Annotated in this window: 15 protein-coding genes; 14 read left to right on the plus strand and 1 reads right to left on the minus strand. The window is 44.2% G+C overall.

Going from position 1 to position 12,465, the window contains the following annotated elements:
* Positions 1 to 310: 310 nt before the first annotated feature.
* Positions 311 to 721 carry a nucleoside diphosphate kinase regulator gene (rnk, locus tag NC796_RS02485; RefSeq protein WP_310681798.1) on the minus strand — a complete coding sequence of 137 codons (411 nt, stop codon included), beginning with the start codon at positions 719 to 721 and terminating at the stop codon, positions 311 to 313.
* A gap of 140 nt (positions 722 to 861) precedes the next feature.
* Here rnk and NC796_RS02490 point away from each other — a divergent pair, with 140 nt between their 5' ends.
* The 14 genes from NC796_RS02490 (at position 862) to NC796_RS02555 (ending at position 12,464) form a co-directional block, all read left to right on the plus strand.
* On the plus strand, positions 862 to 1,311 hold the full coding sequence (locus NC796_RS02490) for a nucleoside deaminase (RefSeq protein ID WP_310681801.1): 450 nt from the start codon (positions 862 to 864) through the stop codon (positions 1,309 to 1,311).
* A gap of 161 nt (positions 1,312 to 1,472) precedes the next feature.
* The gene (gene sugE / locus NC796_RS02495; protein ID WP_310681981.1) at positions 1,473 to 1,793 is read left to right on the plus strand and encodes a quaternary ammonium compound efflux SMR transporter SugE; all 321 of its coding nucleotides are present in this window, start codon (positions 1,473 to 1,475) and stop codon (positions 1,791 to 1,793) included.
* 739 nt (positions 1,794 to 2,532) lie between these two features.
* Positions 2,533 to 4,830, plus strand: a complete 2,298-nt coding sequence (locus NC796_RS02500; RefSeq protein ID WP_310681803.1) for a TonB-dependent receptor — start codon at positions 2,533 to 2,535, stop codon at positions 4,828 to 4,830.
* 18 nt (positions 4,831 to 4,848) lie between these two features.
* Positions 4,849 to 6,054, plus strand: coding sequence for a sialidase family protein (locus NC796_RS02505; protein ID WP_310681806.1), 1,206 nt, complete (start codon positions 4,849 to 4,851; stop codon positions 6,052 to 6,054).
* Between the two features lie 1,202 nt (positions 6,055 to 7,256).
* Positions 7,257 to 8,264, plus strand: a complete 1,008-nt coding sequence (locus tag NC796_RS02510; RefSeq protein ID WP_310681808.1) for a hypothetical protein — start codon at positions 7,257 to 7,259, stop codon at positions 8,262 to 8,264.
* A 9-nt stretch (positions 8,265 to 8,273) separates the two neighbouring features.
* Positions 8,274 to 8,669 carry a hypothetical protein gene (locus tag NC796_RS02515; protein ID WP_310681811.1) on the plus strand — a complete coding sequence of 132 codons (396 nt, stop codon included), beginning with the start codon at positions 8,274 to 8,276 and terminating at the stop codon, positions 8,667 to 8,669.
* 16 nt (positions 8,670 to 8,685) lie between these two features.
* Positions 8,686 to 8,913, plus strand: a complete 228-nt coding sequence (locus NC796_RS02520; RefSeq protein WP_310681813.1) for a hypothetical protein — start codon at positions 8,686 to 8,688, stop codon at positions 8,911 to 8,913.
* Positions 8,910 to 9,938 (plus strand): transglutaminase-like domain-containing protein, encoded by a 1,029-nt coding sequence (locus NC796_RS02525; RefSeq protein ID WP_310681815.1) that lies wholly within the window; start codon positions 8,910 to 8,912, stop codon positions 9,936 to 9,938. The genes NC796_RS02520 and NC796_RS02525 overlap by 4 nt, the downstream gene beginning before the upstream one ends.
* A gap of 7 nt (positions 9,939 to 9,945) precedes the next feature.
* The gene (locus tag NC796_RS02530; RefSeq protein ID WP_310681818.1) at positions 9,946 to 10,368 is read left to right on the plus strand and encodes a hypothetical protein; all 423 of its coding nucleotides are present in this window, start codon (positions 9,946 to 9,948) and stop codon (positions 10,366 to 10,368) included.
* Positions 10,369 to 10,378: 10 nt separating this feature from the next.
* On the plus strand, positions 10,379 to 10,744 hold the full coding sequence (locus NC796_RS02535) for a hypothetical protein (RefSeq protein WP_310681821.1): 366 nt from the start codon (positions 10,379 to 10,381) through the stop codon (positions 10,742 to 10,744).
* 1 nt (position 10,745) lies between these two features.
* Positions 10,746 to 11,057 carry a hypothetical protein gene (locus NC796_RS02540; protein WP_310681823.1) on the plus strand — a complete coding sequence of 104 codons (312 nt, stop codon included), beginning with the start codon at positions 10,746 to 10,748 and terminating at the stop codon, positions 11,055 to 11,057.
* 3 nt (positions 11,058 to 11,060) lie between these two features.
* A complete protein-coding gene (locus tag NC796_RS02545) occupies positions 11,061 to 11,741 on the plus strand; it encodes a hypothetical protein (RefSeq protein ID WP_310681826.1) in 681 nt (226 codons plus the stop codon).
* Positions 11,734 to 12,144: a hypothetical protein gene (locus NC796_RS02550; protein WP_310681829.1), complete on the plus strand. Its 411-nt coding sequence runs from the start codon at positions 11,734 to 11,736 to the stop codon at positions 12,142 to 12,144. Before NC796_RS02545 ends, NC796_RS02550 begins: the two co-directional genes overlap by 8 nt.
* The gene (locus tag NC796_RS02555) at positions 12,141 to 12,464 is read left to right on the plus strand and encodes a peptidoglycan-binding protein (RefSeq protein WP_310681831.1); all 324 of its coding nucleotides are present in this window, start codon (positions 12,141 to 12,143) and stop codon (positions 12,462 to 12,464) included. Before NC796_RS02550 ends, NC796_RS02555 begins: the two co-directional genes overlap by 4 nt.
* Position 12,465 lies beyond the last annotated feature (1 nt).

Here is a 12,465-nt window from a genome sequence, read left to right on the forward strand (position 1 = left end):
ATATCTCAGCTCATTTCTCATATGTGAAGAACTACTCTGTTGGTGTCATCTCCGTAAACTTAACTTAATTAGTAGCTGGTAGATTTGCTAAGTCTAATGTAGTACTACTTTAAATGATTTGCAATTATATCTTCATTTCTAATATATCAATGAAACTTGTAAATACAGTATCAGCCAGCACAACAAAGCGGTAGAATTATTGATTACAGGTACTTGCAAAATGTCTTTTCAAGGATAGCGGATAACAAATTACAAGTACCTGTATAAGATCTGCCTCAGATTATCAGGGTACAAATAATAAATAGGCGAATTACAGATCAAACTGTCCCTCAGCTTCAGGTTGATAAATAATCTCATCGATCTTAATGCTGGTTGGACCTGAGGGGACAATCCAGTCTATGGTATCCCCGACTTTGTATCCTATCAACGCTGCCGCAATAGGAGAAAAAATCGAAATTAGGTTTTGATTGATATCAGCCTCATGTGGATACACAATCTTTAGCTCAATTTGTTTATTTGATTTCACAAAAGTAATCTTAACTTTTGAATTCATTGTGATTACATCATTCGGCATCTCCTGAGGTTCTACAATTTTTGCTTTTTCCAATTCGCCAGCTAAAGCTTGAGCCTCTTTTTCAGTTATTGAATTGGAGTCTTCAGCTTCGTTAATACTTTTGTAAATTCGTTGATAATCTAACGTGCTTATTGTAATTGCGTTCATAACTTTATTTCTGATAATCTTGCTTGATAAAAAGCGATTTTATTTGTGGTTATTTGTAAAGTTAGAAAGGAATCTTGTCTATATGAATATACTCAATATATTTGAAATATAGGATTCTATAATTTCTTGGGATTTAACTTATGAATCATCAAAACTACATTGATCAAGCTGTTAAACTAGCATATGAAAATGCTGAACAGGGTGGTAAACCTTTTGGAGCCGTAATTGTAAAGGAAGGTATTATAGTTGCCACGGGTATTAATAAGGCTACACAAAGTGGAGATTTAACCTCTCATGCCGAAATCGAAGCGATTCGAGAGGCAGGGTTGGCTGGGAAAGCAGATATGCTGGATGGGGCCACACTTTATGCCAGTGGGCACCCCTGCCCAATGTGCTTATCAGCGATCTATCTGGCTAACATCCAAGAGGTGTATTATACTGGCACATTAGAAGAAGCAGAGGAAGTGGGATTAGGCGTTTCACATATCTATGAAGAGCTTAAAAAAGATACCGATAAGCAATCTATACCCATTCGAAAATTAGCTTCAACACTGGATGTAGATCCGATGGAAAGGTGGAATAATCTTTAGGGTATTTGTGCAATACCGTCCAAGATATGAGATTTGCATGTTATCCTTCCAGTACCTCTATTTTTTCTAAATTACAGTAGTAATATGTACAACTGCCTTTTAGAGGTTTATGTCGATCTATTGGTAACCTTAACTTCAACCTTACTACTTTTTTGGAAACCATGGCTTGGATTTACATTATTATTGCCGGATTATTTGAAATAATATGGGCTATAGGATTAAAATATTCAGAAGGCTTTACCAGGCTTTACCCCAGCATCGGAACAATCATTGCAATGATTGTCAGCTTTTATTTTTTATCGAAGGGGTTGAATATTATTCCAGTTGGTACTGCTTATGCAGTCTGGACTGGTATTGGAGCAGTAGGTACGGCCATATTGGGAATCATCTTATTCAATGAATCCAAAGATTTACTAAGAATCACTTGTATTCTACTCATAATCGTTGGAATAATTGGGCTTAAACTCGTTTCTACAGAATAAACTGTTTAAGACAAGTTCATCCTTAATTTAGGATAAATCTTATAAAACTTATTCACTTATTCAACAACCAAAGGGAAATTTTTGAATAGGTATGAATCAGATGATTAAGATTCTCCTCAATAAAAATAAAGTTCTATGTAACCTAATTAATGCAAATTGATCTAATAACTGATTTACTAAGGATATGAAAACCTCAATTTTACATGCTTGAAAAATCAGTTTTCATATTAGTTATATGTACTATTCTGGGAACACAGATAAAATTTACTTTACCCTATCTTTGGTATTATTCAAACTATCATCATATAGCCAATGAACTATGTGAAAACAGGGAAAATTCTGAAATAGAATGTAATGGGGTATGTCAACTTAAAATTAAGGTACAAGAACAAGAGAAAAATCGTAATAAACCAGCCGCTCCTTCGATACAAGAATACAAGCTAGTTTTATTTTTCTATAGTGATACTTTTTTCAATTCAGGTTCAATCCCATCATTTAGCGGATTCTTCAATTATGTTGACAGGATGAACTCGGTTTGGTCTAAGGAGCCCCCTTCTCCACCTCCTCAAAGAGTACTTGTTTAATTTCTTTTGCAGAGCAAACTATGCTTTTAAAAGTATAGATAAGTTTACTTCTGTTAGAAGTGCTCAGCACATATTCTACGATTTCATTTTCGTTTAAAATTGAAACAAAAGCTCCTTGTAAATTTTGTTTATAAATTGGAGCGAAGGAGAACATTATGAACATTACCAAATTTACTTTAGTAGTAGTTGCATTTCTTTTAACTGCTACAACCTTATTTGCACAACAGGTTATTAAAGGACGTGTTGTGGATCAACAAACCCACCAACCGCTTAGTGGAGTTAACTTACTCATACCTGGATCAAAGATTGGAACCTCAACCAACAATAACGGTTTCTTTGAGCTAAAATCTATCGCGGCAATTTCTCAAATACATGTCAGCCATATCGGCTATGTTAAAAAACGAGTTAACCTAAAGGAATCACAGGGCTTTCTCAATATATTATTACAGCCAGATAACATTGCTTTAAATGAAGTCCACGTTGTTGGCTTTGATACTAACAGAAAGCTCCAAGAGGCTTCTGCGTCTATTGCACTGGTTACCTCTCAAGAATTTGACAGAACTAGCAAGATGAGCCTGCAACCGGTTCTAAATACTATTCCAGGGGTGCAAATGGATCAAAGCAACCTGACAGACGCTCGTATTTCCATAAGGGGTGGAGGCATACGGTCAAACTTCGGGATCAGAAATATAAAGGTATATATTAATGATATCCCGTTGACAGAGGCGGACGGCTTTACGCGTATTGAGGGTCTTGACGTATCTACGTTAGGCCGTGCTGAAATCATTAAGGGGCCAGCATCCAGCATTTACGGTGCCGGGACTGGCGGTGTTATTAATTTCCAAATTGAGAAAGCCCCATACGGACAAAGCAGTGTTGAAGCAAATGGTTTGACTGGCTCCTACGGACTTGGCAGGTTATCAACCACCTTCCGAACTGGAACAGATAGCTTTAACGCATCGATAACAGCTGGTCAACAAATATATGATGGCTATAGAAGGCACAATAGGGATGAACGTAAGTTCTTTACGGGCTCATTGCAGTTTTTCCCTTCCGCGAAACAAAGGTTAACGCTTCTATTAAACCGCTCCAGACAAGAAACCTTGATACCGGGAAATATTAATGCAGAACAACTAAAAAATGATCCACGTCAGGCCAGTGAAGGTAATGTGACTCAACAAGCCGGGAGGTTTCAGACCTGGACAAGAATTGGGGTTGCGCATGAATATAATTTCTCAGATCAAATAAATAATTCAACGAGCCTGTATACTTCATTTTATGATCTGGATCATCCTCTAAGCTTTGCATATCTGAGACAACCATATCAAAGCTACGGCGGGCGCACGCGATTTTCGTTTATTCCCAAGATGGATTTTTTAAAAACAAAATTCACTGTGGGTGCGGAATTTTTAAATGGACGAACCGATGCAAAAAGATTTGCAAATGTTGAAGGAACTGAGGGGAAGCTGATTGTTAACCAGGAATTAGATAATACGCAATATTCTATCTTTTACCAGTCAGAAACCAATATTAGTAACAAAACAACGCTGACAGTTGGTGTAGGCCTGAATGATGTAGAATACGAAGTTATCGACTTCATGAATGCTACTGCAAGTGGTTCTAAAGATTTCGATGCTGAAATTACCCCTCGATTAGCTTTAAGTCATGTGTTCAACGAAATGGTTGCTCTGCGAGTTGGAGTCAGTTTTGGTTTTTCACCACCTACGACTAGTGAGATAAAAGATGCCAATGGGGAAATTCGGGAGGAAGTGCAAGCCGAAAAAGGCGTTAATTATGAGTTAGGAGCTCGGGGAAATATCGCAGGTGGAAACCTCAATTATGATATTGCCCTGTTCTCTTTTCAAATGAAGGATCAATTAATACCGCAATCAGTGAGCCAGAATAATACCATTTTCAATAACGCGGGAAAAACCTCGCGACAAGGTTTAGAGGTCGCCATATCGTACTTCTGGTCGAGCGAAACATCTTCTATCAATACCATACGGCCTTTTATCAGTTATGCATACTCTAATTTCACCTTTGAGGATTATAAAATCCTTAGCCCAATTGGAGAGATAGTTTCGGATTTCTCGGGTAACGATCTAACCGGCATTTCGCCACACGTCCTTTCAGCGGGGATTGATCTTACCACAAAAATGGGGCTATTTCTTAATGCGACATGGTTCTTTAATGACAAAGCTCCTTTAACTGATGGTAATACCGCATATAAAAAAGCGTATTCATTGCTAAATACTAAAGTTGGATTTGAGAAAGAGATCAGAAGTTTCCTAAAGGTAAATCTAACTGCGGGTATTAATAACTTGCTGAATGAAATGTACACTTCTCATGCAGCACTAAATGCGCGATCATTTGGGAATGGACCTCCTGCCTACTTTAACCCCGCGCCTGATCGTAACTTTTTCACGGGCCTTGCAGTGACCTACATATTTTAACCGGACACTATTTTAGTAATGAGAAAATTAACTTTCATACCTGTTTTATTTGTATTACTGGCCGGCTGTTCAAATAACAGTAAAGTGGGCCAAAGTACTCAAAGAATATCAGTGGCCAATAAAACCGCCGATTATTTACAGCTAACAAGTAGGCAAAACGAAAATATCATCGCCTGGTGGGTAGAAACTGATCAAAAGAGTGGAGTAAAGTATGTCTATTTTTCCAGATCTAGAAACTCTAACCTCAACTTTAATAGTAAAAATATCATACCCGCTAGTGAAGGTGTAAATGCTGGCGGTGAACATATGCCTAAACTGGTCATCAAGGCAGATGGAACCTATGTATTAGTATTTGCCATACGGAATAAGGACTCTAACGCTCAGTTTGCCAGTAGTGTACTTTATTCACAATCTTTTGATGAGGGCAAGTCGTGGTCTGAACCTGCATTGATACATACCGATACTGATCAAGATAATAGTCATGGTTTCCCTGACGTAATTTTATTACCAGATGGGGAGGTTGGGGCGATTTGGTTAGATGGACGTCATCATTTGGACCATTCGGTCATCTATTTTTCTAAAACAGATGGAAAACTTGGGTTTGGCGAGGATAAAAGAATTGGTGGCCCAACTTGCCAATGCTGCAAACTTGATATGTATGTGGATAGTGACAAAATACTACATCTCGTTTATCGAGGCTTAAGCCAAAATAATATCAGAGATATTATGCATCTCAAGTCAACTGATAATGGAGCTAGTTTTTCAAAACCTACAAGAATCAGCAAAGATAATTGGAAGATAATGGGATGTCCTCATAATGGCCCCTCTATTACTGAAAGTGATGGCGAACTCTATATAGTCTGGTATACCCAAGGCGGGGAAGAAGGGCTATATTATGCCGCGTCTGAAGACGATGGGGATAGTTTTACTGCTAGAAAAAAGTTGGCTGAATCTGCAATGCATCCATATGTTGGTTCAATTGGTTCTACAACAGTTGCAGTATGGGATGAAAGATACAAGACTGAAGAGAATGTATATAGAAGAATAAAACTTGGCCATATAAGTTCGGAGGGAAAAATATTTATAAATTATATAACTTCTGTTAGTGTCGAAGCTAATGCGCCATACTTATCTAAGTTAACAAATAATGAATCTATTATTAGTTGGACACAAACAACAAACAATGGTCATGAATTATATTTTCAAAGAAAGTCAGAAATTTAGCTTATGGTATGTTCATAATTCTCTTTTGATCTCTTATGGGCTGATATATAGAAATGAGATATTGTCGATGAGAATGACCTACGATTTTGAGATCGCCATCGAGGAGGGCGCCGATATGATTAGAATAGGGCAGGGCATTTTTGGAGAAAGAAAGCTCCCAATACCACAGCTATTCCACAAAAAGTAAACGTTCGAGTTAGATCACCATGAAGTCATAACTTTTCTCCTAATTTTCCTATAAATTGACCAGTGGAGCTTCCGGTCCAGCACTGACTGCCAAATACTATACTCGTAGACGATTTAAAACATAGAAGGATTCTGTTTAGAATCAATATGACCTTGTTTAACATGAATATTATTATTTAACGTCAGCTCGGTTTAAGGAATTGCCAAAATAGTACTTCATTTACTGAATTTAAGGATTTAGGGGTGTTCATTTTTTCACCGATGAAAAAATGAACCAAAAAAATCGCCGGCACTACTTCGCGCGAGGCTTCATAGCACAAGCTGGTGAATTTTTTGTTGCTAAAACCATTTAACTCGATCCGCTGGACTACGCGGACCTCAAACAGAAATGGTTTCTTCACCCTCCGGTTCCACTCTCTTGATCAACAAAAATTTCGAAAGGCCGGGTTTATGGATTTCATATCAACTTCTGCTTATCCCGTTCATGTTATTAACGATCACAGAAATTTCTCTGCGGCGGATGCAAAAATTTGATTAAAAGGTCAGCTAGTAATCCGACTATTGTTAATAGAGCAATTGAGATTAGACCTGCCAAAGAACAACCTAAAATATCTTTCATCGCAGGTTGAATGATATCCCATACGAGGTATAGTCCGACGTTGAGAACCAAATAATAGATTGTAGCAATGCCTCCGGCCAACAAACCAATTATGACGGCCCATAAAATGTCTGTCTATATGGCGCTAAGCATACTTTTAATGACCTTACTGAGCTTATCTTTACTTATTTAAAAAAGCTTCAAATCAATGTATGGAAACTCAGATATTTATTTTGTAGCAATTCTATGCAAGACTATACAATAACAACCTATCCCAATCCGTCCCATCCTCTGGCAGCCCATTGCACCCTATCCCAGCCCATCCCGGGGTATTTTCCCTGATTTGAATTAGTGTTACGTTAGCATCAGTTGTTATTCACAGTGGTGCTATTGCATTACGCTAACCAACGCTACCCCGATGCCTGAAACGCTGGAAAATAAGCCAAACGAAACCCAAGACCGGGACTACGCCACCTGCCTGCAAGAGCTGGAGCAGGGCTTGCCCATCTTTGGCCGCATCAGCGGCACCACCGACGGGCTCAAGCAAGTAGAGAAGGAGCTTCCGTTCAATTTCCGGCAGCCCTTTAATGTGGTGAAAGCTATTTTCAAATTAGAACCCGGGCTGTACTCCCTTCACACCGGCATCGACGAAGATATTGTTATTGGCTTTCGCATTGACGGACCCGGGGAGCAGCCAGATGCTCAAGCTAAAGAAGAATCTGTTGCTAGTAGAACCGCTCCTGAAAACTACTACCAGCAACGGGCCCTCCGGCTGGAAGGCGAGCTGCATGACGGGGACCGCAAGATTCGCCAGCTCGTCGATGAAATCATGGGCCTCAAGCGCCAACTCTCCGAGGACAAAACGGCCACCCTGCTAACCCATCAAAAAGAGCTGGCCGACCTCAAGGAATCCCATCGCAACGAAATTGACCGCCTTAAAGAAATTCAACGAAGTGACCTCAAGGCCCTCGAAAAAGAGCTCGGAGAACTGGAAAAGGTGAAATTCCGCATGGAGATGGAGCAGCGGGCCGGCGGCCGTGATGCCGGCAGTCGCATGCTGGATATGCTCCAGGAGAATGCCCCCATGTTTTTCACCGTGGTTTCTCAGCTGTTTGCTGGTCAAACAGCTCGAAATCAACAATTAAATCAACCGTCTGCCGCCCTTGATATCAGTGAAGAGGAGGCCCAAGCCCTGGCCGAGTCTCTCAAAAACCAACTAGAACCGACCTCTCCCCAACCCCAACAACCTGATGCCCACCTCAACAAAGACAACCATCCCAAAGGTGCCGCGGAGGGGACTCCCCGGCACCTTCCCGCCGACGATAACTCGGAAGATCTCCATGAACTTGAAACACATGCAACCCTGAATGGCATGTTCGGCCCACCCCACACCAACGGCCACACTGAACCAACCATCAGCCTTTAAAAGATCCCGATGAACTCCGGACAACTTACGCTCCTGAAAATGGCCTTGGAATACCTGGCCGACCAGCCCTGCGGCTATGGGTGCTATGCCAAACGCATTAAATCGCAGGTGGCTTTAATGCAGGCTGGCGGGGAGCCGATCACCATGGGCGACTGGGTACGGATGGCAAAGATACTTTCGGTAGAGGCGATAAGCAGGGATATAGGCCCCGCACGCATTGCAAAAACGATATATCCCCTTGTGGATGGATTAGGGCAATACGCTGTTGCGGTATCCCATATCCCTGCCCACCTCGCTTGCAACCAACTGCTGAGTTTTACGGGCACCAGCGTTAGCCCGCAGGTCCGGCGACTGCTCACCGATGTCATCGACGAGCTACAAAAGCTTGTCAAAGCAAATCGGTAACTTATCCCCCTTTGCCATGTCGAATGTTAAAACGCAAGCAATAACCAACCTCCGGGACAACATCTACGATGAAGTATCCCGACCCGGGGTGACCAGCTTTACCCGGTCCGGGCGGTTTGCAGGTGTATTCATTAGTCTGGGAAATGTCGATTCCAGACGAGCCAAGCACCTGCACAAAGTCATTAAGCATAATCCTCAGTATGGCATACAACTCCTAATCCAAAGGGTTACCGTAAACAATTGAGTAGCAGCTACCCCACTATACCGATTTCCCGCAACGCAGTCACGACCCATGGTTCAGTGATGAGCAATAAGGCGGTAGTAGGCTCCCCCCGTGGAGATGCTGCCGCCTCTATTATTGCCCACCGGCGACGTTACCCGGGAATCGAAGGCGTGCTGGAACTGGCTTCTCAGCTGGTCACCACCTACACCGGTCGTGAGGACATTCGTAGCCTTGCTCTGAAAATTACCCGCCGGGTTCCCAGGAATATACGTACGGGGCTGCCTGACCTGCGCAATGTAGACCAAATTGCCGCGGCTATTTACAAGTGGATAACAAGCAACATCAACTACGTTCGCGACCCATGGAATATCGAGCGGATCCAGTCGCCGGACGTGACCATTCGGCAAAAAGCCGGAGATTGTGACGATCACGCGATCTTGTCGGCGGCCCTGCTGCAAAGCCTGGGTATCCAAACGGGTTTTCGTATTGTCAGCCGCACCGGACGCAGCTATGATCACATTTATACGGTCTTTCGATCCCCAGAAGGGTGGAAATCCTTTGATACGACTGTTGCCAAATATCCCGGGTTCGGGTTTGATGAGCGACTGATCAAAAAGTCCAAGCACCTGCCCAACCGGATGCCAGATGGCTTAGGTATCGACCCGATTACCCTGACGGCGGCTGCCACGACGGCCCTAAAAACGGGAGCCGCTATGAAACCCCTGTTTTCCAAGTGGTTTGGCGCCAAAGATAAAGGCGAGCGCATCCAACGCGGGCAATGGCGGGACTACCTGATGGCGCGAGGGGTCCGCTCGGATGTGATATCCTTTTCCCAAAAGGATAACGCCATCCTCCAGCAATACGCCCAAGTTATCCAAGAGCATGGGCAACCGGCCATCGATTACTTGAACCGGTTCGGAAGCCTGGACAGCAGCTTTCTGGCCAGCCAACAACAATCCCAACACAAAAAATGGCTCCTGTATGGCGGACTCTCGGCCGGGCTCCTTACGCTTGGCGGAATCAGCTACTGGGCCTTAAACCACTGATAATTTTATGAGTAGCTCTTATCTACGCCCCCTAGCCATAGAAATGGGAGACGATCAACTGGTCATCTCCTTTAATCAGACATCACCTAGTGGATTAGAAGGCTGGGAGGAGAATGATCCCTGCCGGTATGCCAACCAGAGTTGTAAGGGCAAGATGTTCGGAAAGCTCAAAAGCTGCCGCCGGCAACGAGAAAAATCCCAGGCGCTCTGCAAGGCACACGATCGCAAGCTTGCCGAGACCAAAAAGATGGAGCAGGAAAAACAGCTGCTATTGACGGCCCTACAGCATAACGTGACCGATACTGCTGCCAAACAGCAAACGGCCAGCACCGCCATGATTGCGGGTGCCGCCATTGGCGGGGTAGCCATCTTGGGGGCTCTAGTCTCTCGGGTCGCCAAAAAGAAAAAAGCCAAATCCAAAACAGCTTAAGCCCCTCCCTATGAACAGCAGTTCCTACGACCAGTTAGATTTCTTGCAAACAACCCGGCCGTTTAACTACAGCTTAACCAATCCCTTGCTTCCCCCAGTGCAATCATCTGCCTCCTCGAAGAAAACCAAGTTTGGCAGTGTCCTTGATGATCTGTCCAGTTTTCTGACGACTGCGGCGGATACCGCCGTTACCGTGGATGGGATTATCAATGGCGGGAAACCCCAATCTGGGGGCCATAGCCTGACGCCCGAGCAACAGATGGCGCTGATGCAATCCCAAAAGTCGGGCGGAAATATGACCTCCTTCCTGCTCATTGGCGGCGTTGTCGTCGTAGGCGGAGCTGTTATGTACACACTGTTAAAAAAGAAGTCTTGATATGACAGAAGCCATCCAAACAACAACCCATCCCGTTGGGATTTCTCACTTTATCGATGGGCATATCCCTAATGGACGGTATCCCAATCCAACGACCTCGCAAGAGACCGTGTATCTGCAACCCACCGTCCAGTTGCAAGAAGTAGCGAAGGGTGCGGAGATAACGGATCAACCCAAACAAACCCTCTGCGGGCGCCTGGCCGAAGAGGATCCCACCAAAGGAATTCGCGCGTGGTTTAACCAGAACAAAGCTACGCTGGGATGGATCGCTGGTGGATACTTGGCGCTGCGAATCATAACCAGAAAGAGGTAACCAGTGAGCCATTCTATATATACCGGAACCGGGTTAGGCTCCCCAGCCATATCCGGCAACATCATAAGCTCGGAGGCCGGAGAGCTGCGCATCATCGGACGACACCCTGAGCGCGGGCTGCCGAAATCCGGAGTACCCTTTTCGGTGGATGTGGAAGTGGATATCTATCGCACGTTTTGGAACTCGTTCCTTTTTGTCGTCTGCCCGGACGTGGTTGTCGCAGCGCTGGATCCCCAGTCCAGACAAGTCTTAGCTATTTCACGCATCGTTACCAGCATGTGGGACGGCTGTCGCGGTCAAGCTCGACTGGTTTTCGGGCGCTCATTTCGGCCGGACAGAAACCATCCTGTCATTTTTGAGCTTCACTACAGCAACGTTACCGAAGCGAATGTCTCTCAAGCTACGCCGCTGGCCTCCTCGAAGGTGATGACGTTAGATCTGGATATCGAGCAAGGTCAGCAAAGTGGCGTGTACGCCCAGCCCACCGAGTCCTGGTATGAAATCAACCTGCCGGACCCCCAGGGTGCACTAAGCGGGGTCAATAGCACGCTTTCCAAGGTATTATGGCTGATCGGCCTCGGGGCCGGAGCCTACTTCCTGGCTCCCCTCATGCCCGGACTTCGAGACAGCGTAAAGCAGTTGGCCGGGCGCAACAAGAAACAAAAGGAGCAGCCCAATGGATGAGCTTATTGAAGGCCGAGACTACCAGATCGTTGATGACGGGATGGGCAACCTCAGCAGTTACCTACGCCAGACCAGTCGCAATGCATTCAAGAAAGCCATCGGCCTTGCCGACCGCGCCCTGAGCGGTCGAAAAGGACAAGCTGTTACTACAGCCCTTGTCTTGGCAGATCTCACTAAAGACAGGCGCTCTTTCCAGCAGATATTCAACCGAAACGCCGATGTCATCAACCAGTACTTCGAGCACGTAGATCTGCAGGCAGTAAGCGATATGATTGGACTCCAGGACTCGGTCGCTAAAAGCAAAACTGTGTCTATAATCAAACATGCAGGTATTTTTTCAGTCGGTATTGCCATTGGTGTTGCCGGCCTCTCCTTATATAACAGGAAACGATCTTCAAAATGATACTCAAAATAGGCGACAAAGGTCCCCAGGTGATGCACCTGCAATCAGCACTGAAAGCTTTGGGTATTGGGCTTCCCAAATATGGCGTCGATGGGATATTTGGTCCAGAAACGCAGGCAGCCGTCAAGCAAGCCCAGCAACAACTGGGACTCCCGACCAGCGGAACAGCTGACGAGGTATTATTAAGCAGGCTCGGTATTAACCAGCATTCTCTTCAGGTAACTCCGAAAAGCACTTTGCCCAAAACAGCACTCCTTGCACTAGGGATCATCGCCATTATTGGAATTGGAATCGCAATTAAACAAACCAGACAGAAGTAAT

The organism is Aliifodinibius sp. S!AR15-10 (genome assembly GCF_031569985.1).
Lineage (GTDB): Bacteria > Bacteroidota > Rhodothermia > Balneolales > Balneolaceae > JAMQKA01.

Coding starts and splice junctions, on each gene's coding strand:
- NC796_RS02510 (WP_310681808.1), top strand. CDS start 7,257: ATGCCTGAAACGCTGGAAAATAAGCCAAACGAAACCCAAGACCGGGAC.
- NC796_RS02515 (WP_310681811.1), top strand. CDS start 8,274: ATGAACTCCGGACAACTTACGCTCCTGAAAATGGCCTTGGAATACCTG.
- NC796_RS02535 (WP_310681821.1), top strand. CDS start 10,379: ATGAACAGCAGTTCCTACGACCAGTTAGATTTCTTGCAAACAACCCGG.
- NC796_RS02540 (WP_310681823.1), top strand. CDS start 10,746: ATGACAGAAGCCATCCAAACAACAACCCATCCCGTTGGGATTTCTCAC.
- NC796_RS02550 (WP_310681829.1), top strand. CDS start 11,734: ATGGATGAGCTTATTGAAGGCCGAGACTACCAGATCGTTGATGACGGG.
- rnk (WP_310681798.1), bottom strand. CDS start 721: ATGAACGCAATTACAATAAGCACGTTAGATTATCAACGAATTTACAAA.
- NC796_RS02555 (WP_310681831.1), top strand. CDS start 12,141: ATGATACTCAAAATAGGCGACAAAGGTCCCCAGGTGATGCACCTGCAA.
- NC796_RS02505 (WP_310681806.1), top strand. CDS start 4,849: ATGAGAAAATTAACTTTCATACCTGTTTTATTTGTATTACTGGCCGGC.
- NC796_RS02530 (WP_310681818.1), top strand. CDS start 9,946: ATGAGTAGCTCTTATCTACGCCCCCTAGCCATAGAAATGGGAGACGAT.
- NC796_RS02490 (WP_310681801.1), top strand. CDS start 862: ATGAATCATCAAAACTACATTGATCAAGCTGTTAAACTAGCATATGAA.
- NC796_RS02520 (WP_310681813.1), top strand. CDS start 8,686: ATGTCGAATGTTAAAACGCAAGCAATAACCAACCTCCGGGACAACATC.
- sugE (WP_310681981.1), top strand. CDS start 1,473: ATGGCTTGGATTTACATTATTATTGCCGGATTATTTGAAATAATATGG.
- NC796_RS02500 (WP_310681803.1), top strand. CDS start 2,533: ATGAACATTACCAAATTTACTTTAGTAGTAGTTGCATTTCTTTTAACT.